This is a genomic window from Ralstonia sp. OTU4908 (genome assembly GCF_038440115.1).
GTDB lineage: Bacteria > Pseudomonadota > Gammaproteobacteria > Burkholderiales > Burkholderiaceae > Ralstonia > Ralstonia pickettii.
On record NZ_JASATD010000014.1, the window covers coordinates 51,688 to 74,917 of the forward strand.

Genomic DNA, 23,230 nt, shown 5'->3' on the forward strand with positions numbered 1-23,230 from the left:
GAGGCCAGCCGCCTCGCACACAATTGACGATGAACACCTCCGCATCCTCCAGCCCTGCAGTCGCATGCGGTCCCGATGGCCGCGCCCGCGCGAACGCCACGCTCACCATGGCGAAATGGATTCTGCTCAGCAGAGACCGCACCCTCGATCATGCTTGCGTCGAATGCGTGCCAGATGGCGCACTCGTTGTGCCAGGCTTTCGTTGCGGCTACCACTCCGCGCTGAATGCGGTGACCGCCGTAGATGATGCTGACCGACAGGAACCAGCGTACGCGCCGGTGCAAGCGGTGGTCGACCAGTTTGTGTCCGGATACCAGCTACACGGCACGCTGGGGTCCCATGTCCCGACTCCACGGGAACGCGGGCTGATTGCCAACGCAATCGCTGGCCTGCTCGCCGACACGGTCTTCCTTCGAGAGTTCGACAAATGGCGGCGTGCCGACGCCCCGCAAGCCAGCATGCCACCCGCGGCAGCAGTTCCCGCGGACTGTGCCGGTGCCGGTGAACCCTCCACCCTTCGCAACATGTTGGCCGCCATCAGGGTCGTCGGCCAGATTGACGGCCACGATGTGATACGTCGCCTGTCCATGCTGGACCTTGTGGACCGCGAGAGGCGCGCAGCCGAGGAAGAGGCGCCAGCTGGCGCCATCGCCTTGTCCGATGCGCATGCGAAAGGCGTCATGGACGCGCTGCGCGGCGTTCACGAGCTGTTTGTCCATGAGGACGGTTGCGGTGCCTTGCCTCCTGACAGCCCATTTCAGAATGGGGACCAGCCGTTCGGCCGGACCTCAAGAAAACCACAGCGAACAAGCGCAATGCTGAGCGAAAAACATCACAACCCGCATAGGAGCGGCACGGAAGCCTATCTTGCAACCGAGCACCACAACGAAGGCTGGAACGGAGCATTGGCCGCCGTCCGCAAAGTCCTGGGCAGTAGTCTGGCGGCGGCGATCCACTACCCGGGCTGCTGGGACACAGCGGCATATCCGACGATCGAAAGCGCACTGGCCGAGATGGGCGAGGAGTTTCAGTGCACGAACGATGATTGCCCCCACCACTCCGACCTACAGCAGGGCGAGCCGAGGGCGTTCGACGTGGCTGTGAGCGGATACAAAGTATTGCTGGTACGCACGCGCAGTGAAGCAGACGACACCGCGAAGCATTTCCGAGGCCGTGGCTGTGAAGTCGAGGTGTACCCCTTGTACGGTGGCCAGCGGTTCCATACCTTGAAGGCCACCGACTTCTACGAGCTTGATCCGGACCGCAACGGCGAGCCCGGTACCGAGCCGGCACGCAACGTCACGCACCTAATGCCGGAGCCGTGGCCACCGGCGTTGAGTGGCGCCCCTGTCGTTCCGGCGACGCTGGAGGTTGACAATGCCGCGCTGGCTGCCGAGATCGACTGGTGTCTCGACGAAGGCCATTGCGGACCCCGCACCCGCGCTGTGCTGCAGCGAATCCGCGATCATCAAACTGCGGGCATTACACCGGCGCGGCGCCCCATGCTGCTCATCACCCTCCGCCAGGCCGAGAGCCTGCAGCAGTTCTTCGGTGGTCACGACGCAGAGGTCGCCGTTGTGCCCTACAAGGACGGACTGCTCGCCTGGGACGTCGAGTGCCCCGGCGAGGGCTCTCAGTGGCTGGGGCCAACGGCGGTGGATGACGAGCTGGCCGACAAGGGCCGGCCGGACACGTCACGGCCCGCGATCTGGAAAACGACGCATCCCGCTGTGTGCGTGCCCATCACCGACAGCAAGGCGATCGCCGACGACTGGAAGGAGCATGGCTACGACGTGGTCGAGTTCTACCCAGGACCCCAGGAGCTGCGATTGTGCGCTGACGGAGTCGGCACGGCCAACGCTGACGCCGATGGCCACACAGTTTTGCGCGATACGCCCGGTGCTGCGTCGATTGACGCAGACGAGGGCCCACGCTGATGTGGGGGTTCCATATACACCTGGACATCGAGGGCTTCGTGCGGAGCAGCACGTACCCGGACGACTACATTGGCCTCTTCCGTGATGCCACCGGGCGCTCGCTCACGCCAGCCGAGGCGCGCACCAAGCTGACGATCGACAAGGCAAGGGGCCACAAGGTACTCCCGATGAGCAAGGAATGCGGCGCCGCGCTGTGCCCACACGCAACCGATGGTTGCTCCGGCTTCGACTATTCGGGCGGTGGGTGTCCAGGCTACCAACGAGGCAATGGCAAGGCCGCTCCACACAGCACAGCAACGACGACGGAGGTCAACGATGCAGCAGACGAATGAGAACGCTTCCCCGGCAACAACTCAACACGAAGCCATGACGCTGCTTGCCGACCTCGTTCTTTCAGTGCAATGGTGGGCGGGCCAGGAAGACGGCATTCCGGATACCGTCCGCCCCGCCTTTGACCGGGCTCAGAAGGCTCTTGGCTGGCCACAAGGGGAATCGACCACCACGCCGGCGGCAACGGCAATGCCCGAGGCGCCATGTGCGAGTTGCCACGGCTTCGGTAGCGAGCTGACGGTGTACAAAGGCAAGGTTCCCTGCCGGGCATGCCAGAAATCCAACAATGCCGCGCCATGGCTACCTCCCGGCTGGGAAATCAGTGTGGCCGATGACGACGGCTCCACCTGGGTGACACTGCGCCGCTGCACTTCGGATCGCAAGGTGCTCGCCCAGTCGGTCTACGCGCACAAGCGGGGATCTCTGGATTCGCATGTTTGGCATGCACTGCGCCATTCTCTCGACATCACGCGCCCTCAGATCGCAGAGCTCGACCACTGGCGAGCCCGGGCACTGAATGCAGAGCAACTGCTCAACAGCCCCGAGCTGCATGACTTTGCCCGCGGGGTCGTGCAAGAAGCCGCCCACCAGCGCCAGCGTTGGGGAACTGCCAAGGACGCCGACAAGTCGCCAGCGGACTGGGTCTTTCTCGTTGGCCACCTCGAAACCCGCTCCATGATGTACCTGCAGGCCGGCAACGTTGACAAGGCGCTGCATCACACGATCACGACCGCTGCGGCACTCGCCAACTGGCACACGAACATTTCCGGAGCGGATAGCAGCATGTGGCCCAGCCTTCCCGGCCAGCCACATGCCAGCGCCCCGGTGGGCGGCGGCGGCCATGCGTGAGCACGTCAACCTCCGCAGCATCTTCAGTGGTCGCAGCCCGACGACCGGCCTTCCCTTCGCCGAACGCCACAGGTAGAGCGGTAGCGCCTGGGGCAAAGCAGCCTGCGAGCTTCGCTGCCGGATGCTCGACCAGTTGCTCAAACCCGCGGCGCCGTCCACGTCGCCTCGCTGACTTGATCCCGCACAACAGCAACAATCGGCACGCACAATGAACATACATTCTGGTGCCGCCCAGCTATTCTCCGCATTATCTCCAGCCATTCCTCAAAAGCGCAGTGAGGAAGTTGGCCTTTACCAAATAACGTAGTACATGCCCCCAGCAGATCTCTCCTCCGAATTTCCCCACCCTGAAACGATCATCGCCGTGCGCGGCGCCCTGTCCATCGGCCTCCAGCAGGGGCCAGACAGCCCAGGAGGCCACTGGCTGCACGAGTTCTGGGCGTTCGGCCGCGCCCGCGCCGAGGCTGAAGCCATCATCCAAGGCTTCATGGAAAGCGCCGCCATCAGGATTTTGGCGACGTCTCACGCATATTTTGGAGCCGCTGCAACATAAACCCGTCTGCAGTGGTGGTTCAACAAACTCGGCGACAGGCATAATCCGGACTTAAAATCCAATCATCGAGACCCAACGGTATGTTTGACGATCTGATCGGCTGTGGTCACTGCGGCGGACGGGCCAGGTTCTTCGCTGGCCGAAAGGAGGCCGTCATTGTGTGTACACAGTGCGGCATTGGCACGCCGCCCGTGCAAATCGGAACCTCCAAAGAAGCGGCCTACGACGAGCTGGCTTTGATCTGGAACCGACGCGTCGAGTATCGCCCAACCGATCAACACGAGCTGGCCTCGATCGCGCGTCGCCAATTGACGCCGGTGGACATCCCAATGCTGCTGGACGCGATCGCCCGCAATGCCATGGATTGGGAAACCCGCGGACCGATATTCGCGGCAATGGCCGCCCAGCTCAGCAGGCCCGCTTCCCCCGCCGCCGCGGAAGTACCAATGGCCACCGTCCTTGAAGACGCCGGCCGGTATCGCAAGCTCGTGCGATTGGCCAAGGTCATCTACGTCGATGGCCGTCCCTGGATCCGCTTCGAACCACTCGACGCGTTCGACGCCGAACTGGTTGAAGGCGAAGAAAATGCCTTCGCGCGCATGGACGTATTCGTCGCGCGTGCGGTGGATGCCCTGGAGCCTCAGCTCGACTAGCGCCCCTCGCCACCATGATCGCGCGATCGGCGAGGCGCTGACCTTCCAACTGACGATGGCGTCGACGCGCGGTAGATGACCGTGCGGTAACGGCCATGCTTTGGCCGGCCGGATCTCGTTCCGTGCCCAGCACTCCCAAACCCTTCACGCAAATCGGCCCGCAGAAGCTCTCGCTTTCGGGTACTTGACATTGCCCGTTACAAGGCACGATGGATCTAGGTCAACCCGGATCCCAACTGCCGTGCTCAAAAAAACCCTGCTCTTCGTTGCCCTCTCTGCATTCCTCCAGGTCGCCGGCGCCTCTCCCGATCACTGCGGCGCATCGGTCGCGGACGGCGCGCAACCGAAGGTGCTGTCCAGCAAGCACGCTGGCGCCAGCCACCTGCTCTGCTACCGCGCCTACGCGGTGCTCGTGTCCTCGGCGACCCGGACACCGCTGTGGTCAGCCGAACACCTGACCGCGCAGGCGGTGAACCAGGCGCGTGAGCTGCCGCGCGAAAGCGATTTCTTCGAAGAGACGTCTTTGCCGGCAACCGCCCGCGCCACCCTGCAGGACTACCACGGTAGCTCGCACGTCCAGATTGACCGTGGCCACATGTCGCCAAGCGGGGACTTCGGCGACCTGGCATCGCAACAGGAAAGTTTCAGCTTGGCCAACGTCGTCCCGCAGAACTCGGTCAGCAACCGCCGCATGTGGAGCCACCTGGAGACGTCGACCCGCCGCCTGGTACGGCAGACCGGCGAAGCCTACGTGGTGACCGGCCCAGCATTCACGGACGGCAAGGCCCGTTACCTCAACGAACATGTACGGGTACCCGACTATCTGTGGAAAGCGATCTACGTCCCGGGCGTCGGCGCAGCAGCCTACATCGCACCCAACGATGCCACGCCGAAATATGCGGTGGTCAGCATCGCCAAACTCGCACAATTCACCGGCGTCGACCCGTTCCCCCGGCTGCCGGCCGCGACGCGCGATCAGGCGATGGAGTTGCCGCCGCCCACCCCGCATCCGCACGAGAAGGCTGGTCGGCAGACCACCCTCAACGATCTCTTGAGCCGCGCGCCGGCAGCGGAGGTGGAAGATGTCGGACCGACTGCCGTGGCCCGCGTTCCCAACGTATGGCGGCTGGCCCGCGCAATCAGCGCCGCCGTTCGCTAAGATGGAATCTAAATGGAGGCATCCCATGAAAGCCCAACAACCGTACGGATCTCCCCAAACCCTGGGCCGTCGTGTCAGCTTCTGGCTGATCGCTGTGGCCGTCGCGCTGTACCTTTCCTACATCGCCGGGACCAGCCCGCCGTTCTAACCCGCCGACCAATCCCGCAAAAGCCGCCACACCGTTGGCGGCTTTTGCGTTATTTGTCCTGAACGCGTCTAGCGCGCGATCAGTTCTTCGTTGGGTCGGCCGCGCCCGATGAGCACGAACGCCCAAGCATTCCGCAAACCCGGGCGAGCAGCTCTGCGAGTCGCGATCGCACAACCGGGGCCGGGCCGGCACCGGCACCGGCACCGGCATGTGCGTCCATAGCAGCTCTGGCCGAGATCTTGTAGGCGAGTATCTCGCCCGACGTGATCAACCGCTGAGCCTCTCGGTCAGCCTCTTCGGCGCACTCGATGTACCGGAGCTCTCCTGCAGCCCATTCCACTCTCACTTCGTCGCGCTCCCAGCAATTGCCGTGCACCCGACGATGAAAGCGCACCCAAGGGAGGTCGACGTAACCAAGATGCCCATACAGGCGCCGCCACGCAGGTGCGCTGCCCGGCCAACACGCATCGAGTGGCCAGTGCCAGAAGAACTCGGGGTCGCCAAGTTCTGGCCGGTACATCCAGACGTGTGGCGCGTGGCTGAACCGCCCTTCCTTCCACCATTGCTTCAGCAGATCCCACCCGGCACGATTCGTCGGCACACTGAAGTTGAGAGACCACTCCGGCGTAGGCGCCTCCTCGAATGGAATCCCATCTTGGGACGCGCCGTGGATCTGACAGTGGCAGCACCCCGCTGCGGCAAGTGCGTCCCGCATACGCACAACTTCGGCCCCACTGGGGCTGATGCTCCTGCGCTCACCATCCGATGTCCGCAGGCCCCAGCCAATGCTGACAGTCACCCCCTCTAACGAGAGGGAGAGCGGTAGCCGGCCGCCGTCCATCACCGTCCGAATTGCCTGGAGGATGTCCACCCCGAGTTTCGCGGCGTGCGCCCGCCGAAGCCGATCCTCCTCGATCTCGCGAAGCCGCCGAGCTTGGTTGGCCGTGACTTCCGCTGGGCTCAGCGGCCACCGCAGGAAGCGGAGCGCTGCGCGCCATTGCGGCGAGATAGCAGCCCCACGAGCCAGCAGCAAATCGCGGGCCTGCTCGATCAGGTCTTGAGCGTGATCGATGGCCACGTCCGTCAACAGGTCGGTGCCGTCAGTCTCCGCGGTCGCGTTTGGCAGGTTCTCTCGGATGAGTGTGTACAGTTCTTCGTCTGTGCACGCCCGCAGCTCTGGCTCTGGAAACAGGTAGGTATCCCAATCGCCATCGGCCATTGCGTCATCTTCAGTCATCGCACGACCTCATCCCGTGAAGTGCCGATGGCCGGCCGCAGTACCCGCCTCGGCGGGCTTGGCAAGCAGGCGATACAGTGCGGGGCGCGAAATGCCCAGGGCCTCTGCCGCCTTCAGCTTGACCCCATTGGCCGCGGCAACCGCCGCGACGGCCATCTCACGTGTGACGACGGGCCGGCTCCGGGCTGCGATCGCGGAATGCGTCGACAGGTAGGCGTTGGCCTTCTCCTTGCGGCTGTGGCCGGCGGCTTCCACCACCCGCGTCATGGCGTCCTTGTGCGCTTCACGGTCGAGAACGCGTGCGCCCCCCTTGATGGCCGCTTGCTCACCGGTCAGCCGTTGGTACATCTGCTGCAGGAACTGGTGTCGTAGACCGTGGGCGGTGACACCGTCGCCGCGCTTGGTCACGGCGTGCTTTTCCAGCACGGTATAGAAGCGCCTGCGCCACTGCACCTGCGTATAGGTCGCCGGGATCAGGGAGCCCCGTTCGGGATTCGTGCACGCGGCCAACTCAGCCGCCTCCGCAAGCAGGTCGTACTGCCAATCGAACTCGATCAGCACCTGTCGCGGCCGGCCTCCCTTGGTGCCGTCCTGCACGTGCAGATAGCCCGATGGAAGTAGGTCGCGCGCTGGGCGCAGTCGCCAGCTTTCCTTCGCGCGCAACCCGAACGCTGCCTCAAGCTTCAGTTGAATTGCGACGTGGGCATCCGTCTGGGCGATCTCCTCGATCTTGGCTAGCGCGTCGATGTTGTTGCCGTCCCAAGAACGGTCGGTCTCGGCGGCGTAGCTGCGCGTGTAGCCTGCCGGCCTCTCCACGTAGTCATCGATGCCGCCCACCATGTTGGTCTTGCCCATCCACGAGCACAGCGCGCGCAGGTGTGAGAGGCGCAGTTCAACGCTGCCCACCGCGAGGTTTCGTTCTGTCACCCAACGCTGCACCAACCATCGCAGGTGCTTCTCCGCCAGGTTGTAGGGCGACATGATGGTGAAGCCGCCCTCACGCAGCTCCACTGCGAGACTGAGCAACATCTGCGCGCGCTGTTTCTGCGAGATCGACGACAGCGCGCGACCGCTGACGCGGGTCTGGCTGTGCGGCTTGTGCAGGTTCTCGCCCGCCAAGACCGCGAATTCCGACTTGAACCGTTCCGGCAGCGAGTAGTTCGCCAGGATCGGCTTGAGATTGATGCGCGTCTGCACCGTGACTCCGAGTATTGGTTGCGCAGCGCGCACGTCCTCGACGCAGGTTTCCCCGCCGGCAACCGCGCCGCACTCACGGAATCCGCACCCCCGTGCTGGCTTCCCCTTTACCCGACCCACCACGGTCGGCTGCCGGTTCCCCCGGCCAGGCCCAACTTCCCCGCCTTTAGCGATTCCAATCGATCAGCCCGACGCATGGAAGCAATGCGTTCTGACTGTCCGTCCTGCAGCGAGCCTGCGCTTGCGCGCTGACTCACCGCTTCGCGGCCTACACACCGGCCGGCATCTTGCGACGCCTTCCTGCCGACACGAGCAAGGCACGCGACTCCGCGGCCTTCACTCGCCCACAGGCTTTTGCCCTGGTGTGAGATTCTCCTTGCGCATTTCTGGTGCCGGCTGCGCCTACCGGTCGTCACGTTCAGATACGTGCGGTCACCCTTGCTCGGGTCGCTCTCGTATCCCACCCACAAGCCGAACCATCTCCGCCGCTGTGTATCGGGCCTTGTGATTCGTGCCCAGCCCTCTGGCTGAACGGGTGCGTCTTATCGCGTTCCATCCACAAACACTGTTCGGTGTTCGGCTTCGGATTTGTACGCACTGCGGTCTAGCTTCACAGCCAGCGCGCTGATCGTTTTGGTATCGCGGTGTCCGGTGGCCTCACTCTCCGGCCCCATCCACTTGATTTGCTTGAAAAAAATGCCGGATGACTATCCGGCACGAACATTGGTGCCCAACAACCTCTTGGTCGCCGGCTCACCCTGAGTTTCCGCGGTCTTCGCGGAGCTATCGATGCGTCGGGGGACGCGTGTGGTGACTCAAGGATAGGGCAGCCCAGTGAATTGCGCCGCACGAAAGCTACGCAAGATTGACGGGCTTTCTTCCATCAAACAGCCGGCGCAGCCTCGTACAGTCCCAACGTAAGGCGACGTGACACGTACATACCCCGTAAGGGGAAGCTACGTGTCACCGGCGGGCACCGATCGGTTATGCGCTGAACCACGTGACACTCACGTGCACCGCACGGTGCAGCTACGTGTCACTAGCAGAGGCTGACCAATCTCGCCCAGCTCGTCGTGACATCTACGTCTCCCGCAAGGGGGAGCTACGTGTCATGTCGCCCTCACGCGTCATTCCACTGCCCCGGCGGAAGCTGCTCCGCCCCAACACAAGGTCTGCACCATGAAAGCCGCCACCGTTGCCGTCGACGTCGGATACGGAAACACCAAGTTCGCGTTCCCGATGGGCTCCGAGACCAAGCTGAACATGTTCCCGTCCCTCGCGCCGCAAGCCGCGCCACGCGCGCTTGCCAACCACGGGAACGGCTTCTTCAAAGCGCGCGACGTAATCACCATTGCCATTGACGGCGTGGAATACGAAGTCGGCCCCGGTGTGTCGCTCTCCTCGGCATATGGTCAGACCGGCCGCACGCTGTCGGAGGACTTTGTGACCAAAGACGAGTACGCCGCGCTGCTGGGTGGCGCCCTGCGCCTCGCCCAGGTATCGGAGGTGGGCCAACTGATCCTAGGCCTGCCCGTTCACACGACCCAGAAATACGCTTCCTACTTGCGCGATCGCTTCACAGGAACGCTTGATTTCGGGGGCGAACCCGTTGAGATCGGATCGGTCATCTGCTTGCCGCAACCGCTCGGCGCGCTGGTGACGTTTATGCGCCAACAGAACACCAAGTTCGATGCCGACAACGCGCACCTGGTCATCGATGTCGGCTACTTCACCACCGATTGGGTGGTCGCCCAGGGCTTCACGATGGACGACAATCGCAGCGGCGGCGTACCGGGCGGCTCGTCCAAGATCTATCAGCAGATCGCATCGCTGATTGAGCAGGACGAGGGTGAGCCTGTCACCGGCATTGAGCGCATCGACAAGTGCCTGCGCGACAAAAAGCCGATGCTGTTCTTCGACAAGGAGATCGATCTCACGCCGTATCTGGAAAAAGCGCGCAGCGTCTGCCAGCTCGCCGTCAAGGAAATCCAGACCCGCGTCGGCCGAACCGAAGACATCCGCGCGATCATCCTCGCCGGCGGCGGCAGCGCACTCTATGTGCCTGCCATTCGTGCCGCGTTCCCGCGCACCCCCATCCATGCCCTTTCCTCCCCGTGCTTCGCTAATGTGAGCGGCTTCTACGACATTGGTAGCACGCGCCCGGTGAAGCAGAAGTAATCGGGGGCGCCATTCCACCATGGACAAGCTCTCGATCAAGGTCACGCTGACGCCCGTCACCGCGCCGACTCTCTTCCCCTATCTGGCCGGCATCCTGGATTCCAAACAACGCGCGCACGCGCTGCGGCACATGGCAGAACTCGGCTACACCGCGTTCCTGGCTAGGCAAGCGGTGCAGACAAATCTGGTGCCGGCACAGGCCATTGCACCGGCTGTCGCCACACTCGTGTCTGCAGCACCAGCGCCGTTCGCTCTCGCGGAGTCTGTGGCACGGCCAAATCCTTCGCCCGCCCCCGCTTTCGATCCGGCCGCCTTGTCCGAGTCCGACTCGCCTTCGCCTGATGGACTGCCAACGGCGATGGCCGAGCACCTCGGTGAAGCCATGGCGCGATTCTTTCCAAACTAACCCTGCAGCGTAGCGGCGCCAAAGGTTGACATGGCGACAGCCCGGGTATCCTGAAGACATCAAGCGGTCAAAGGCAACCGCGTTCGTGTAACCTCACACCCTTCAGGAGGCATTGAAATGGCTGACTTCTTCGCTCACCTCAACTACGTCAATACCGCCAAATTCTGGTTGATCGCCGGCACCGGCATGGCAATTCTGGAAGCCGCGCGCGTCGTGCTCGGCCGGTTTGCCCAGCGGCCCGTCGGCCACGAGTAACGGCCCGGCGAATCACGAATCGAAGGCGAAAAAAAACGCCCGGCAGTGCCGGGCGTTTTTCGTTAGGGTTGGGTACTTCAATCAGTGCAGCGATGCACGTTGCAGACAGAACGTCTCGACGAAATCGAGATCGCTGTCCTTGCCAACGAACTCCATGCTGCCGCCGTCGCTGCGGCGAAAGACGTGGTAGCACTGCGCATCAGACTTGCCCGCTGGAACCTCCAGCGAATCGACAATGCGCATCGCGTGGATCTGCAGTTTTCCGACCACTTGAATGAATCCCTTCATGGGCATAGCGAACTCCAGAATGCGCCCAGGGAATTCGCCCTGTGGGACGAACCCACAGGGCAGAAGTAAAGAGAAAATGCCACCCGAAGGCGGCAACGAACTTAGGCGGCAACCGCCTCGTGATGCACAGCGCGCGACTGATATTCAGCACACCACTCGTCACAGAAATCTGTACCGCGCAGCTTCGGCCGATGGATGACAACCGTGAAGCCTTCCGCACGCAAGCGCTTGGCGAGCGTCAAGGCATCGGACATTCCCGGCGACTTTCCCGTCTTTGGATCCACTGCATCAAAGTCGGCAAAGATGTGCACGGTGTGGATGCCAAGACCTTCTGGCACAACGAACTGGCTGACCAGCACGCGATTGAGGCAATACCACATCGGCACACCGAAGAGCATGTAGGCAGCGTAGGAAGTCTCCAGCCCTTCCGCGATCCCGATCTCACCGTTACGAGGCGTCATCAGCCGCACCGCGCCGCCGGCGAGCGGCAACGCCGACACGTCATTGCGCTTGGCGGGCAATACCTCCCCGTCCTTGCTGATGATGGTCGCCTTCATCGGCTTGACGGGGTCCAACGAGGTTCGATGCACGGTCGCCATCTGGCCATCGGGCAAGGTGAATTTGGCGATGATGGTTAGATAACGGCCGATCACCTCGTCCTCAAACAGGTAGTCCTGCATCGCAACCCGCAACGATTGCGGACGCGGCGCCCGGAGCCCCGGAACCCGTGCGGCCAAGTAGTGCATCACGTGGTCGCCTGGCGTGAGAGACACTGCTTCATCCCACTGCTTATGGATGCGGCGCTTCTTCCAGACGGGATCGGCTGACTTCTTTTGCCGACAGGCGACCGGCCGATTGACCAAGGGACCGATTGGATGAACGGGTTCGCCGTTCAATCTGCAGGTCAATTCGTGATACGACATACCAGTCGCGCGACACACGAGCTCAATGCCGTCTCCGGCTTTGGGGCTACCAGCGTTGCATTTGCGGCAGACCCAATCGCCGCGACCACGTTTGTTGTCGTAGGTAAATCGATCGTGCCCACCACAGATCGGGCACGGGCCAGGCCTACCCTTCCAGAAGCTCTCCGTGAGGAAAGCCGCCGGCAGGTATTGGTTCACCAGAGCATCCCATTGAGTGGGCGTCCAGTTTTGCACTATTTCACTCAGTTTCTTCATGGGATGACTCCAGGTGGAGTGTTGGTCGATGCCTGAGACAGGCGAGGGAACGCTTGCTCAAAGGACGGCCCGCACGGGCAGACCGTCTTTTCAGCACGACGTCTTGGGGGTGAGATTCGAAGGGGGATGCGCCAAGCGACCGCCGGCGCAGGAGAGGAAGTTGCCCCTCCAGGTTCCACTTTCGTGGAAGCCCAGAGGCGCTTGAGAAGAACTACAAATGAGCCCTGTCGATCAGGACTAGAACGGGATGTCCGGGTCGTCAAAATCCTCGAAGCCGTTGGACGGCGCGGGTTGACGACGTGCACTACTGCCCTGGCCACTGCCGCCTGCGCTGCGGCTCATTCCTCCAGCCTGGCTGCGGCTACCGCCATGGCCACCGCTAGTATCATCGCCACCGCGCGAGTAACCACCACCGCCTTCACTTTCACCACCGGCGCCCTGTCGGCCGCCAAGCATCTGCATCTGCTCCGCGACAATCTCGGTGCTGTATTGCTTCTGGCCGTCTTTCTCCCATTGACGGGTTTTCAGACGACCCTCGATGTAGACCGACGATCCCTTCTTCAGATACTCGCCAGCGATTTCCGCCAAGCGACCGAAGAACGCGATGCGATGCCATTCGGTGGCTTCGCGCATCTCACCGCTACCCTTGTCCTTAAAGCGATCGGTGGTTGCCACGCGGATGTTGGTGACCGCGTCGCCACTGGGCATGTAACGTGTTTCCGGATCAGCACCGAGGTTGCCCACGATGATGACCTTGTTGACTGAAGCCATACGGAATTACCTTTTGGTTAATGGGCTACGGAGATGGACCACAGCCACTTGTCATGAACCTTTTGGTTGCCGTTCTCATCGAGAACGGGGTCACCACTCTTTTCATCGAAGGCCGGGACCTTGATCTTGCGAAGGCGTTTGACCTCAACTGCGTCGCCGAGCTTGCAGCCCGCCTCCGAGATTGCGTCCTTCAGGCCTTCGCCCTGCAGCGTCTCCATGCCTGAGGCCATTTCGAGCTTCAACGCAAAATTCTTGTAGGACTTACCGGGACGTTTGCGATCAGGGAACCGCTCTTCGCCCCACGACTTGATGCGACCGTGATAGGTGGCACGCGAGCGCGCTTCAGGGGCACGTGCGCGGCGGGCCTGCGCATCGGCCTCAACCGGTGCTTCCTCCGTCGTTTCGGGCACTGCCCGTCTAGGGGCAGCCGCACTGCGAGTCGGCTCCTGCTTGACTGAGGAAGGCTGGACGCCGCCCTGAATGACCTGTGCCACCACCTCCGTCACCTTCAAGCCCTCGTGGACTGCTTTGAGAGACCAATGGGGGATTAAGGCAGGCAGCAGCTTGGGACCGAACGGGGTCTCGGTGAGACGGCTCTCGAAGAGCGCAACGAAATGCGCGACTCGATCACCTTCATCGCGAAACAGGTGCGGCTCACCGCTGATGGTCATCTGTGTTTCGTTGTTGCCGCCAGCACCAACCTTGATGGGTTCGGCGTCTGCGTGACGCTGAGGGTTGTCGGCTTTGGGAAGGAGCACCTTCACGAGCGATTCGAGGAACGTCATGCGGCCTCCTACAACAGCGTGCCGCAGAACGAATGCCTCAGTTCGTCGAGATCCTTCTTCAGCCTAGGCTGGTTCAGGATGACGTCCTGCAGGACTTCGGGGTTCACCCCGGTCACTGCGCACACGTACAGGTACGGCAGCGCACCGTCCCAGTAGTGAAAGATCCAGCCGAGCGTCATGCGGTAATCCTCCAAGTCATAGAGGGTTCCGCGCATCCGCGCGCGAAGCATGTCGGCGCAGTCGATAAGGGACTCGGGCATGTTGTCGCCTCGGCGGCTGTCGCATGCGAGGCTGATGAGAGCGTCGACCATCTTCTCCTTGACCGAGTCGGACCAGTAGGCCGGATCCGGGAGAGGGTCTTGCTTGTGTTGCGTGGGGGTTACGGCAGCAGCATCCCCGAAGAAATCGAGTTGCCACGCGACTGCATTGGTATTCATGGTGACTTCTCCATGGGGCAGCCTCCCCCCACCTGCTGGCGGGAGAAGACTCCCACCAACAGGGGGTTAAAGGCGCCTTCCAAGGGAAGGCCTGAGGTCAAGGGCGCGTGGCGGCCTTGGGGCGAAGCATGGGCGTGACAACCGCGGACTTCGCATAGCGTGCCGTGTTGGCAGCCGGGCGCACCGCGGGAGCGGCCTTGTCCGCCTCGGCTTGTGCAGGCTTCGGCGGGATGATGACGGGTGCAGCAGGGATCGGTGCAGCCTTCTCGCTCTTCAGGCTATGCCAGATGACCGAGAGGAACACGATGCCTACGACAACGGCGATGGCATGCGAATGCGCGGCCATGTACAGCACCAGCATCGTGCAGAACAGACGAAAGGGGGTATTGACGAACTTGAGCAGGGATTCCATGGTTCTCTCTCCAGAAAACGCGGCAAGGGATTTCCTGGCGGCTGCCAGGCGATCATTCGATGCTCGGATGAGCAAGGAATCCCGCAAGCAACAACGTGCTTGCCTCACGCGCGAGCGTCAGGCAAACAAGCTGAGCCGGGACAAATCAGAAAGGGAGAATGGCGCTGAGCGGCTGTGAAGCCAGATGGAGTTGCTCCATCAAGCGCAAGTTCGATGCGTCAACGACGCGGAGATGTCACGAACTTTAGCGGATGCAGTGGATCCGCGCAAGCTCGCACGCGCGAGCCTATCCGCTGCAAGGCAGTGGATGACGCGACGCTCATGCCATCGGATGCCCCCCTTTTGTGGGGCATTTGAAGATGCATTCAGAAAATCTTAATTCGCTTTGACGACTGATATTAGCTTCATTTAATTCACGCACCCCTCCAAATACTGCACCCACACCCCACCTCATTGGGGTTAAGTATTGCGATTCGGCGAACGATACAACGATAGAGTCGCGTCTTCCTTTAGCAATTCGTAATAGGCCGTTCGTATGTAGCCGCTTTCCGACCCGCCCCAACCGATGACCTTCGATTTTGCTCTCGCACATCGCAGGCCACGCGTTCACTTGACTTCTCCCTGACCGCCTTACGATGGCTCGAAGAGGAGGTGCATTCGCGGTAACCATCCGCATCGCACCGCCCGTTTGGCGCCTGAGCACATCTGGCTCCGGTCACGAGAACACTCCACTGGCTTACATCGACATGACTCATACGGACTTCCAGCTTGCGCAAACGATCACGGACGACGGTTCTGTCTCCGCCATGACATTCGCGAGGACCCAGTTCATGGACCTGGACGAATCGTCGATTGGCCGAATCGCACAGGCGACCGAGGAAATCTGGCAGTCGCAAAACCGTGTCGTGGCCGAGTTCATCGCAATTGGGGCACGGCTGGTCCACATTGACGGCATCATCATGGGGAGCCTCACGCGCACCCTCGGTGATGAGACCGTGGCCAGGAAGCGCGGGAGTGCCATGCTGTCCAGCTACGCAAGCACCGTCCTTCGGATGACCGATTCACGCGTGGCTCTCTACATCAACATCTACAGGAAGTTTGCGAACAACAGCCGGGCCATCACCAACCTGACCTTGGGTGAGATGAAGATCTTGGCCCGCAAGGACATCACCGATGACGAAGTCGACAAGGTCATCGAGCACAAGTTGAAGACGGATAGCTTTAAACGCGACGACATCCGGCCGATCATCGAGAAGCTTCGGAAGACAGAAGAGGATCTGACCAATACCGGCCTGCAGCTCCAAGTCACGCAGGAAGAGCTGAACGAAAACCTGAACAACAACCGCGATCTTGAAGCACAGATTCGAACTCTGGCTGCCCAACTCACGGTGTCCCAGGAGGAGGTGGCCAATCGGCAGCGTGCCATGGACGAAGCACAACTCCAGGTCACCCGCAGCTCTTCGACCGTCAGCACGCTACAGCAAGAGATCGACCGTCTCACGCGCGAACGCAACGCGCTAGCAGCAAGGGCAGAGAGCGGCCAACCGGCGGCTGTGAAAGAGACAGTCGAAGTGCACGTTCTGCCGCCAGGACTCCAGACCCTGGACGATGCGCTCCAAGAAGCCAACCGTCGCCTCGAAGCGGCCAATGAGGACGTTAAGCGCAAGCAGGACGAGCTTGATCGACTCAACCTGGAAATCGCACAACAGCAGGACGACATCAACTCGTCTGCTGACGCCAGAGCGAAGATGATCACGCTGGTTGCCGACATCGAATCCGTCGCACACAAATACCAGTCTGCGCAACTCACGGCCATCTTTGCCAACGCATCGGCCGAATGCCGTCCCATTCTCGAAGGCCTCGCTGGCGTCCTGACCAAATTCCTCGGTGAAGTGAACGCTGCGCTCGCGACCACCGAGACCACAAACCGCGTGTCCCGCCGGACACGCACGTAAACCGCCTGATTCAAGCGCCGGTCCCAAAAACAACAACTGACTCTCTCGCCATGACTCGTTCGACTGCTCTTTCTGCCAAAGACTCGCTCATCCTTCCCGACCGGATTACCGACCGGATCCGTTCCATCAACTACCAGCTTGCGGATTTCATGGGCACCTGCATGCTTCGGCACCGGGAAGTGGCGCCAGTATTTGGAGTGCGGCCGGAAGAGCTGGCCATGCTCGCGCAGAACGCTGCAGGGCAGCGGCAGTTGATGGGAACACCGTTCCTGGTCGTGACACCGATGTTCAAGAACGTCGAAGATTGGCGCAGCCTCATCAAGAAGACGACACCAACCCTGGCCATTGACAAGGTGAAGGCGGAATTCGGCAACCTTGATCCCAGCCTGAAGATGAGCTTGTTCCACCAGAACAAGGATTACGTCTGGATGGTAGTCGACCTACTCCACTCCACGCCCGTTGCCGCTCAACTGCTGGGCATGCCGCAAGACCTGGCTGACTATCTCGTGACCGTGTCTCAGCACGAGCTGGAGCTTGCCATCTTCGGCGCCAACTTCCCGATGTTCCGTTGGCGTTTTGAGAATCCGATGTTCTGGCTTGAGTATTCGGCCAACCTCATCTCGGAAGAGACGATCTGCCACCACGTGATGAACGCCGGCGACTCACGTGCCCCGCGGCCCCTGCAACGTGAACGCTGGGGAAATTTCCGCGTCGGCCGCGCGCAGATGGAACGCTATACCGAGGCGCTCATTGGCCTGCGTTGCCGCGCATCCAGCGTGGCCTCGATGTTCCCTGGCACCGCGGCTACGGCGCGCGCTCTCTATCGACAAATCCACGGCGAATCGTCTCCCTGCGGCCTGATGCCCTCCTCGTCATCCTGGTACGTGGAGTCGGTGTCGAGCCGCATTCAGTCGACGACGCTGATTTGGCTGTACTGGAGCGCCCTTGCCGCACGTGCGAACGAGCCAGAGGCGTTCATCACCGCACTCGACACCGTCGGGCGTCTGTTCGGCGATGCCGCGCGGCTGACCCCGGACCGGGCGTTCCATTTGGCCCGATCAGTGTCCACCGGCAGCGATTTGTCCATGTCCAGTTGCCGCACCTGTTCCACGCACTATCTGACGTGCAATACCACGCCAAAAATCGAACTGGCGGCGTCCTTCTATTGCCCGTCATGCACAGGTGCGTTGACGGCGCCACGCAAGGGCAAACCGCGCAAACAACTCGCATAGCTGGATCGGGCCCCGAATGGTGGATGGGCTGGCGATGCCGCCCGAGCTTGACTCTGATTCTCTCGGCGTACGCTCAAGACGTAGAAGCCTCTGCCGCGGCGTCACGACTGGCGGCGGGTGCCTCCCCATCCACAAAGGACAACGATATGCGCCATCTTGCTTCCCGCTTCGTTTCTGGTACCGCATCGCTGTTTGGTACCGCACTGACTGGCGCGTCCCTAGTCGGGAAATCGCACGCCGGCACCGCTCCTGCGCTGGTCCTCGGTCTCGCGCTCATGATCTTCTTCGCACCGCGCTGGTACCGGCTCTACCGGTTTCGAACACATACGTTTTTCTGGTATCGAAAGAAGCATCCGGGGTTGGTATCTGACGCTGGCACGATCACGTGTGATCGCTGCTCGTCCAAGCATCTCAGCGTGCACGCGCTTCGACGTGCGCCCGGCACACGCGCCCATTTTTGCAAGACCTGCGGCAAGACGCTCTATTTCTCGGCAGAGGGGTGCTAGGAGCGCGCAACTCTTCGGCACCGGCAAGCGAGAAAGCGCGCTTACCCATAATGCATTCACCACGATCAGCACGACGGCCCCAGCCGACACAACTCACAGCCCACAATCACATGACCACATTCTGCAAGTTCGACATCCCGGCGTTTACCGCAACCGTGCGCAAGAAGGCAAAGCTCCTGCTGGCCATCGCCGCCACCGCCATCATCACGGCATGTGGCTCGTCGACGAGCGACATCGTCGGCGAATACTCCGTCCAGGGAAAGAACGGGCTCGAGCCAACGCTTCGGATCGAGAAGGCAGACGGCAAACTCGCCGTTCAGGAGTTCCACAACGGCAATTGGCGAGCCATCCAGGGCCCGGTCAATGATCTGACCAAAGAGCAAGCTCAAGCGCTCTTCGGCCGCGCCGTTAGTGAATCAGTCAGCGGGATATCCACGAAGGACTTTGCGCTCGTCCATGTCCCTTCGAACTGGAGCAACAAGGACTTCCCAACGACGACGGGGTATCTGCTCGTTTCGATGCTCGGGCCCGTGGAACTGCACAAGGTCAAGTAGCAACGCGTTGCTGCCGACCGCCCCCGCACACGTTGAGCGCGGCATCTGAAGTACCTGGAGTGCATCCTTGACTTCTTGAGCCGCACGCTACGATTAAATCAAGTGGTCGCATATCGATCACCGACCTCAAAATCACCGGAGAAAATCAATGACGAACAAACTCTCTCTCCTCGCAATTGCTGCTGCATCGACTCTCGCACTGACCGCATGCGGCGGTGGCGGTGACGGTGGCACGTCCACGACTGGCGGTTCGACCGGCGGCACTACGACTCCGCCGGCACAGACTGTCACCGGCACCCAGACGACACCGCAGTACGGCAGCACGAGCGCACAACTGGCAGCGTTCAACACGCTGAACCAGTACCGTACGCAGTGTGGCTTTCCGGCACTGTCCGAAAACACTGTGCTGGACACTGCCGCCCAAGCACACGCTGCCTACATGAGCACGAATGGCGTAGTTGCGGATAGCGAGACGGCGGGCAAAACTGGCTTCACCGGTGTCACCTATCAGGATCGCGCGGTGGCGGCTGGCTTCCCCAATCAGTACGTCGGCGGCGTGAGCGGGGGCTACTACACCAATGCGACATTGACCGACGCCCAATACGGTCAGCAACACATTATCGGCTGGCTGTCCGGCGTCTACCACATCGCTGCGGGCGTGTGGCCGTCGAGCATTGTTGGCATCGGCGTCTCCAAGACGCTGTTCAACGGTTTCCCCGACGTGCGCGCCTCGATGAGCTTCGATGCGCCTAAGACGATGCCGGGCAACATGCCCTTGACCTTCCCGTGCCAAGGCACCACCGGTGTGGCCTACTCGTCGAACGGTGAAACGCCGGCGCCGCCGAACACCAGCGGTTCGTGGGGCATTCCTGTCGCGGTTGCGGCCAACCCGAGCGACACCGTTGTGCTGACTTCCGGCACGATGACCGACAACGCCTCGCACACGGTGACGTTGCAACTGCTCAACTCGTCAACTGATCCGAACAAGTTGGTCCCCGCGTTCGAAGCCGTCGCCTACCCGACCGCACCGCTGCAACCGAACACGCCGTACACGGTGAACCTGTCCGGTACGATCAACGGCACGCCGTTCACGCGCAGCTTCACATTCACGACCGGCAACGTGGTGGGCTAAACAGTCTAGCCATCAAAAAGAAAGCCCCACAGTCACCGTGGGGCTTTTTCTTTGTGTCGCCGATCTCTCAATAACTTGCCTGCGGTCAGGACAAACGCCATTTTGCTTTAGCCAACACCGCCGCCGCATGCCCACGGGTTGTAGACAAAGAACACTCGCGACAAATATTGTGTAGCCGTCGCTGGGTCCGAAGGCTGGGAGATGTAAGCTGGAGCAATGTAACGAGCATAGTTCGAGTTCATATACGCTACCCCGTTGTAATACATCTGGTCCCAAGTACCAGAGAAAGTCTGCCCTCCCCAATCGGAGTTGCTGGCGTCATACGTTCCGTCTGCGTATCCATTAAAGGGCCCAAGGTTGCCACAGCTGTTGGTTGTATACGTTGCCACCAACACGTGACCTGCAGGCGGCGGCGGGGGCGGAGGTGCCGTCGGCTGACAGTTCAGGCCTACCCAGCTCGATCCATTCCAAGAAGGGCCACTGGCAGCGTAGTAGCCCGAAGGACACGAAGGCGGTGGCTGATAGTTGCAGCCAGGCGCACTCCAATAGGAACCCTTCCAAACGGGACTTGAAGTCGTCGTCCATCCAGCGCCAGACGAACACTGCGGTGCCGGGACTGGGCCCCTTGCGATAGGGCTCGGGCAAGTCGAGTCTTGGTATCCCGGTGAACAAAGCACAGGGTTCGCCATTGCAAGTCTGGATCCCGCCAGAAGCACAATCACCGACAAGACCCTAAGTAGCATCCTCATTTCACGACTCCATTAGTATCCGCAATAGGTCCCAACAGTGGCAGTCGCGCCACCGATGCCGGCATTTGATCCATCCATGATGTAGACAGTCCACGGGCCTGATCCCCACGCTCCATAGTTGACGACCGTCGTCGGATCGACCGCAAAGTTCGCCGGGGTCACAACGATCATCGGGGTTCCGCCCGCCGGACAAGTCGGCCTCGGAATTCCAGAACCATGTTGCGCGGTGTAATACCCGAAGCGCTGCAAGCTCCCGCCAATTGGTTTCCACACGTTGTACAGACAAACTAATTGCTGGCCAGAGCCATCAGCATTGCCTGCCTGTGTTCCGTTTTGGGCACACGCCGTGTTGGGCGAAGCAACGTTACCCAGCCTCTGCGTTCCCGCCGCGACCACATCGCCGGACTGGTCGACCGAGAATATGGACTGTGTCCAAGGGTTGTTGACGATACGGAACGTGCCATTCAAGCTCTCAAGGTAGATCGATGTACCGTTCGATCCTTTCAGGCCTAGCACACCGCCCTCGCCCACCTGCTCCCAAGTGACTACTTTGCCGTTTGCGGTCGTGATCGATGGCACGGCAAGCGAACCACCGGAAAGAGCCTGCAAGCTTTGTGAGCTGATCTGCTGTGCGCCACTGATGTTGTGCAGCGCCCCCCCTTGATCGGTCATACCAAGGTCGGTCTGCATGTTGTTCAGCTCGGGATGGCCAGGAACCTGAACGCGGTACAGATAGCTGTTGTTCGCACTCACGCCTGTGAACGCAAGCAGTGACACCAGGTGACCGCTGCCTGGATTGGTGAAATTGGTCAACGGAAGCTTCCATGCCCCGTATGCGCCGTAAGCATTTGCGGGGGTCATGGTTGCGTCACCATTCTGGCCGGCATAGGGGACGAATCCGCCCTGCGCCCCTGCTTGGGCGGCAATCTGAACAAGCTGGACAGTGTCCGCGATTGCCCTCCCGCCAACCGATTGCACGACCGACTGCAACGTCCCCGCGGTGGGCTGCAGGACCTGAAGTTGCCATGTCTGTCCGAAAACATTCGTGGTCGAAAAGCCGTTCGGCAAGTAACCGCTGCTGATCAGCATTGCGGTGGTGATGGTCACCGGCACGGTAGGCGTTGCAATCGCCGCGATCGATGTCCCGTTGTCTTGAACGTACTGAGCCGCGGCCTTGTTGTAGATCACCTGCTGGCTTGCCGCGGCCGCAGTCTGCACGTTTGTCATGCCCGACGCCTGCCACTGGTAGAACTGCCCCACGCTCAGCAACGACAGGGCGATGGCGATCATGTAACCGAGAATTGCATCCATTGCGCGTCGCCTTCAGGAAGACGTCTGAACCCAATTGAGGAGTGAGCTAACGGGGATGGTCGTGGGTACTGACATGGTGTTTCCGCCCGCCAAACTCACCGCCACACCTGCGGCCCGGATGACGAACCAATTGTTGCCGCCCTGCGCATCGGCGAGTAACTTTCCCGCTGCACCAGGTGCCGCTGGCAGGTACCCGTAGACGTTGCGACCGCTACCATTCGCCGTCGTCATACAAACAGCACCAGCAGGCAGCAACACACCTGCCGGTAGCGTCACGGTCATGTTTGGACTGATTGCGCCACGCTGCGCGATCGCTGTGCTAACACATGCGGTCCCAAACATCGCAGCTTGCTGAGATGACACCACCGAGCGCGTCTCCATCTGGCCTGCGGGGCCGGCACCAGGAACACTGTCGGCGAGCTGGAACGCTTGAATGCCAAGCCCGAACAGCAGCATGACTGCGGCGAGCGGAAGGAGTGCGAATGCCATCGAAACGCTGACTCGCTGGGGCTCAGTGGAACGTCACGACAATCGTTGCGGTCGCGGAGCAAACAGCGCCGGCCTGCGACGTGTCAGGCATGTTGCTGCGTGTAAAACTCTGACCGCCAACCGTCAACAAGTCGTAGCCTGACAGACTCGTCACGGTGGACGTGCATTCGTCAGTTGTTTGCGACCCGCCACCCCCAAAAGAGATCACCCCGCTCGTGCCACTATTTGCCGAACTCAAAGTAATGGGATTGCCCCACTTGTCGAAAATGCCTCCGCTCTTGACCATGGTCGGAGGGAAGGTGCCTCCGTTAATAAGCCCGCCCAGGTTCGCGTTCGAAAAATTGGCAAAGCCGGTATTGCTCTGCGCGAACCCTGCTCGGGCCTTTGTCATGACGTAGCCAATATCCGTCGCCGCGCCACCACTCTTCTGATCCGACTTCGCCTGCCCGCTGTTGCTGAGCGTGTTGCCCACTGCGAGGATTGCCAGCGCGATCGCCACGAGCGCCCCAATGATCCGTTCCATATCACC

The 23,230-nt window shown here is 61.3% G+C and carries 26 protein-coding genes; 15 read left to right on the plus strand and 11 right to left on the minus strand.

Annotated elements, in window-relative coordinates; translation table 11 throughout:
- Positions 1–107 precede the first annotated feature (107 nt).
- The 7 genes from AAHM38_RS14205 (at position 108) to AAHM38_RS14235 (ending at position 5,629) form a co-directional block, all read left to right on the plus strand.
- Positions 108–1,937, plus strand: coding sequence for a hypothetical protein (locus AAHM38_RS14205; protein ID WP_021197368.1), 1,830 nt, complete (start codon positions 108–110; stop codon positions 1,935–1,937).
- Positions 1,937–2,269, plus strand: coding sequence for a hypothetical protein (locus AAHM38_RS14210; RefSeq protein WP_012435664.1), 333 nt, complete (start codon positions 1,937–1,939; stop codon positions 2,267–2,269). The genes AAHM38_RS14205 and AAHM38_RS14210 overlap by 1 nt, the downstream gene beginning before the upstream one ends.
- A complete protein-coding gene (locus AAHM38_RS14215; RefSeq protein ID WP_012435663.1) occupies positions 2,253–3,116 on the plus strand; it encodes a hypothetical protein in 864 nt (287 codons plus the stop codon). The genes AAHM38_RS14210 and AAHM38_RS14215 overlap by 17 nt, the downstream gene beginning before the upstream one ends.
- A gap of 310 nt (positions 3,117–3,426) precedes the next feature.
- The gene (locus AAHM38_RS14220; protein ID WP_012435662.1) at positions 3,427–3,669 is read left to right on the plus strand and encodes a hypothetical protein; all 243 of its coding nucleotides are present in this window, start codon (positions 3,427–3,429) and stop codon (positions 3,667–3,669) included.
- Between the two features lie 80 nt (positions 3,670–3,749).
- On the plus strand, positions 3,750–4,322 hold the full coding sequence (locus tag AAHM38_RS14225; protein ID WP_021197366.1) for a Lar family restriction alleviation protein: 573 nt from the start codon (positions 3,750–3,752) through the stop codon (positions 4,320–4,322).
- A gap of 241 nt (positions 4,323–4,563) precedes the next feature.
- Positions 4,564–5,481 carry a DNA/RNA non-specific endonuclease gene (locus AAHM38_RS14230; protein WP_012435660.1) on the plus strand — a complete coding sequence of 306 codons (918 nt, stop codon included), beginning with the start codon at positions 4,564–4,566 and terminating at the stop codon, positions 5,479–5,481.
- Positions 5,482–5,506: 25 nt separating this feature from the next.
- On the plus strand, positions 5,507–5,629 hold the full coding sequence (locus AAHM38_RS14235; protein ID WP_012435659.1) for a hypothetical protein: 123 nt from the start codon (positions 5,507–5,509) through the stop codon (positions 5,627–5,629).
- Between the two features lie 79 nt (positions 5,630–5,708).
- Here AAHM38_RS14235 and AAHM38_RS14240 read toward each other — a convergent pair whose 3' ends face one another.
- Both AAHM38_RS14240 and AAHM38_RS14245 read right to left on the minus strand, forming a co-directional pair.
- A complete protein-coding gene (locus AAHM38_RS14240) occupies positions 5,709–6,866 on the minus strand; it encodes a hypothetical protein (RefSeq protein ID WP_012435658.1) in 1,158 nt (385 codons plus the stop codon).
- A 9-nt stretch (positions 6,867–6,875) separates the two neighbouring features.
- Positions 6,876–8,063, minus strand: coding sequence for an integrase domain-containing protein (locus AAHM38_RS14245; protein WP_012435657.1), 1,188 nt, complete (start codon positions 8,061–8,063; stop codon positions 6,876–6,878).
- Positions 8,064–9,242: 1,179 nt separating this feature from the next.
- Here AAHM38_RS14245 and AAHM38_RS14250 point away from each other — a divergent pair.
- The 3 genes from AAHM38_RS14250 to AAHM38_RS14260 all read left to right on the plus strand — a co-directional run bounded on the left by AAHM38_RS14250 (position 9,243) and on the right by AAHM38_RS14260 (position 10,902).
- Positions 9,243–10,241 carry a PRTRC system protein D gene (locus AAHM38_RS14250; RefSeq protein ID WP_012435655.1) on the plus strand — a complete coding sequence of 333 codons (999 nt, stop codon included), beginning with the start codon at positions 9,243–9,245 and terminating at the stop codon, positions 10,239–10,241.
- 19 nt (positions 10,242–10,260) lie between these two features.
- A complete protein-coding gene (locus tag AAHM38_RS14255) occupies positions 10,261–10,647 on the plus strand; it encodes a hypothetical protein (RefSeq protein WP_012435654.1) in 387 nt (128 codons plus the stop codon).
- A 117-nt stretch (positions 10,648–10,764) separates the two neighbouring features.
- On the plus strand, positions 10,765–10,902 hold the full coding sequence (locus tag AAHM38_RS14260; protein WP_012435653.1) for a hypothetical protein: 138 nt from the start codon (positions 10,765–10,767) through the stop codon (positions 10,900–10,902).
- Between the two features lie 81 nt (positions 10,903–10,983).
- Here the strand turns inward: AAHM38_RS14260 and AAHM38_RS14265 are convergent, their stop codons facing one another.
- The 6 genes from AAHM38_RS14265 to AAHM38_RS14290 all read right to left on the minus strand — a co-directional run bounded on the left by AAHM38_RS14265 (position 10,984) and on the right by AAHM38_RS14290 (position 14,773).
- On the minus strand, positions 10,984–11,196 hold the full coding sequence (locus AAHM38_RS14265) for a hypothetical protein (protein WP_012435652.1): 213 nt from the start codon (positions 11,194–11,196) through the stop codon (positions 10,984–10,986).
- Between the two features lie 95 nt (positions 11,197–11,291).
- A complete protein-coding gene (locus AAHM38_RS14270) occupies positions 11,292–12,368 on the minus strand; it encodes a primase-helicase zinc-binding domain-containing protein (RefSeq protein WP_012435651.1) in 1,077 nt (358 codons plus the stop codon).
- A gap of 237 nt (positions 12,369–12,605) precedes the next feature.
- A complete protein-coding gene (locus AAHM38_RS14275; protein ID WP_012435650.1) occupies positions 12,606–13,139 on the minus strand; it encodes a single-stranded DNA-binding protein in 534 nt (177 codons plus the stop codon).
- A gap of 17 nt (positions 13,140–13,156) precedes the next feature.
- The gene (locus tag AAHM38_RS14280) at positions 13,157–13,924 is read right to left on the minus strand and encodes a hypothetical protein (RefSeq protein ID WP_012435649.1); all 768 of its coding nucleotides are present in this window, start codon (positions 13,922–13,924) and stop codon (positions 13,157–13,159) included.
- A gap of 8 nt (positions 13,925–13,932) precedes the next feature.
- Positions 13,933–14,361: a hypothetical protein gene (locus tag AAHM38_RS14285; protein WP_012435648.1), complete on the minus strand. Its 429-nt coding sequence runs from the start codon at positions 14,359–14,361 to the stop codon at positions 13,933–13,935.
- Between the two features lie 97 nt (positions 14,362–14,458).
- Positions 14,459–14,773 (minus strand): hypothetical protein, encoded by a 315-nt coding sequence (locus AAHM38_RS14290; RefSeq protein WP_012435647.1) that lies wholly within the window; start codon positions 14,771–14,773, stop codon positions 14,459–14,461.
- An 830-nt stretch (positions 14,774–15,603) separates the two neighbouring features.
- Here AAHM38_RS14290 and AAHM38_RS14295 point away from each other — a divergent pair.
- From AAHM38_RS14295 to AAHM38_RS14315, 5 genes are all read left to right on the plus strand, one after another.
- Positions 15,604–16,728, plus strand: coding sequence for a hypothetical protein (locus AAHM38_RS14295; RefSeq protein WP_037021979.1), 1,125 nt, complete (start codon positions 15,604–15,606; stop codon positions 16,726–16,728).
- A 50-nt stretch (positions 16,729–16,778) separates the two neighbouring features.
- Positions 16,779–17,960: a FlhC family transcriptional regulator gene (locus AAHM38_RS14300; protein ID WP_012435645.1), complete on the plus strand. Its 1,182-nt coding sequence runs from the start codon at positions 16,779–16,781 to the stop codon at positions 17,958–17,960.
- Between the two features lie 146 nt (positions 17,961–18,106).
- Positions 18,107–18,466, plus strand: a complete 360-nt coding sequence (locus AAHM38_RS14305) for a hypothetical protein (RefSeq protein WP_012435644.1) — start codon at positions 18,107–18,109, stop codon at positions 18,464–18,466.
- 110 nt (positions 18,467–18,576) lie between these two features.
- Entirely contained in the window at positions 18,577–19,020 is a 444-nt protein-coding gene (locus AAHM38_RS14310; RefSeq protein ID WP_012435643.1) for a hypothetical protein, read from the plus strand.
- 148 nt (positions 19,021–19,168) lie between these two features.
- Positions 19,169–20,152 carry a CAP domain-containing protein gene (locus AAHM38_RS14315; protein WP_012435642.1) on the plus strand — a complete coding sequence of 328 codons (984 nt, stop codon included), beginning with the start codon at positions 19,169–19,171 and terminating at the stop codon, positions 20,150–20,152.
- A 761-nt stretch (positions 20,153–20,913) separates the two neighbouring features.
- On the opposite strand, the gene pilV is transcribed toward AAHM38_RS14315, so the two are convergent.
- From pilV to AAHM38_RS14330, 3 genes are read right to left on the minus strand one after another with little or no spacing between them, the layout of a single operon-like run.
- On the minus strand, positions 20,914–22,212 hold the full coding sequence (gene pilV / locus AAHM38_RS14320; RefSeq protein ID WP_012435640.1) for a shufflon system plasmid conjugative transfer pilus tip adhesin PilV: 1,299 nt from the start codon (positions 22,210–22,212) through the stop codon (positions 20,914–20,916).
- A gap of 12 nt (positions 22,213–22,224) precedes the next feature.
- A complete protein-coding gene (locus AAHM38_RS14325) occupies positions 22,225–22,701 on the minus strand; it encodes a hypothetical protein (protein WP_012435639.1) in 477 nt (158 codons plus the stop codon).
- Positions 22,702–22,723: 22 nt separating this feature from the next.
- Positions 22,724–23,224 (minus strand): type 4 pilus major pilin, encoded by a 501-nt coding sequence (locus tag AAHM38_RS14330; protein ID WP_012755741.1) that lies wholly within the window; start codon positions 23,222–23,224, stop codon positions 22,724–22,726.
- Between the last annotated feature and the right edge of the window lie 6 nt (positions 23,225–23,230).

Coding starts and splice junctions, on each gene's coding strand:
- pilV (WP_012435640.1), bottom strand. CDS start 22,212: ATGGATGCAATTCTCGGTTACATGATCGCCATCGCCCTGTCGTTGCTG.
- AAHM38_RS14330 (WP_012755741.1), bottom strand. CDS start 23,224: ATGGAACGGATCATTGGGGCGCTCGTGGCGATCGCGCTGGCAATCCTC.
- AAHM38_RS14325 (WP_012435639.1), bottom strand. CDS start 22,701: ATGGCATTCGCACTCCTTCCGCTCGCCGCAGTCATGCTGCTGTTCGGG.
- AAHM38_RS14220 (WP_012435662.1), top strand. CDS start 3,427: ATGCCCCCAGCAGATCTCTCCTCCGAATTTCCCCACCCTGAAACGATC.
- AAHM38_RS14300 (WP_012435645.1), top strand. CDS start 16,779: ATGACTCGTTCGACTGCTCTTTCTGCCAAAGACTCGCTCATCCTTCCC.
- AAHM38_RS14260 (WP_012435653.1), top strand. CDS start 10,765: ATGGCTGACTTCTTCGCTCACCTCAACTACGTCAATACCGCCAAATTC.
- AAHM38_RS14240 (WP_012435658.1), bottom strand. CDS start 6,866: ATGACTGAAGATGACGCAATGGCCGATGGCGATTGGGATACCTACCTG.
- AAHM38_RS14275 (WP_012435650.1), bottom strand. CDS start 13,139: ATGGCTTCAGTCAACAAGGTCATCATCGTGGGCAACCTCGGTGCTGAT.
- AAHM38_RS14255 (WP_012435654.1), top strand. CDS start 10,261: ATGGACAAGCTCTCGATCAAGGTCACGCTGACGCCCGTCACCGCGCCG.
- AAHM38_RS14205 (WP_021197368.1), top strand. CDS start 108: ATGGCGAAATGGATTCTGCTCAGCAGAGACCGCACCCTCGATCATGCT.
- AAHM38_RS14265 (WP_012435652.1), bottom strand. CDS start 11,196: ATGCCCATGAAGGGATTCATTCAAGTGGTCGGAAAACTGCAGATCCAC.
- AAHM38_RS14235 (WP_012435659.1), top strand. CDS start 5,507: ATGAAAGCCCAACAACCGTACGGATCTCCCCAAACCCTGGGCCGTCGT.
- AAHM38_RS14225 (WP_021197366.1), top strand. CDS start 3,750: ATGTTTGACGATCTGATCGGCTGTGGTCACTGCGGCGGACGGGCCAGG.
- AAHM38_RS14210 (WP_012435664.1), top strand. CDS start 1,937: ATGTGGGGGTTCCATATACACCTGGACATCGAGGGCTTCGTGCGGAGC.
- AAHM38_RS14270 (WP_012435651.1), bottom strand. CDS start 12,368: ATGAAGAAACTGAGTGAAATAGTGCAAAACTGGACGCCCACTCAATGG.
- AAHM38_RS14290 (WP_012435647.1), bottom strand. CDS start 14,773: ATGGAATCCCTGCTCAAGTTCGTCAATACCCCCTTTCGTCTGTTCTGC.
- AAHM38_RS14285 (WP_012435648.1), bottom strand. CDS start 14,361: ATGAATACCAATGCAGTCGCGTGGCAACTCGATTTCTTCGGGGATGCT.
- AAHM38_RS14250 (WP_012435655.1), top strand. CDS start 9,243: ATGAAAGCCGCCACCGTTGCCGTCGACGTCGGATACGGAAACACCAAG.
- AAHM38_RS14215 (WP_012435663.1), top strand. CDS start 2,253: ATGCAGCAGACGAATGAGAACGCTTCCCCGGCAACAACTCAACACGAA.
- AAHM38_RS14295 (WP_037021979.1), top strand. CDS start 15,604: ATGGACCTGGACGAATCGTCGATTGGCCGAATCGCACAGGCGACCGAG.
- AAHM38_RS14280 (WP_012435649.1), bottom strand. CDS start 13,924: ATGACGTTCCTCGAATCGCTCGTGAAGGTGCTCCTTCCCAAAGCCGAC.
- AAHM38_RS14315 (WP_012435642.1), top strand. CDS start 19,169: ATGACGAACAAACTCTCTCTCCTCGCAATTGCTGCTGCATCGACTCTC.
- AAHM38_RS14310 (WP_012435643.1), top strand. CDS start 18,577: ATGACCACATTCTGCAAGTTCGACATCCCGGCGTTTACCGCAACCGTG.
- AAHM38_RS14305 (WP_012435644.1), top strand. CDS start 18,107: ATGCGCCATCTTGCTTCCCGCTTCGTTTCTGGTACCGCATCGCTGTTT.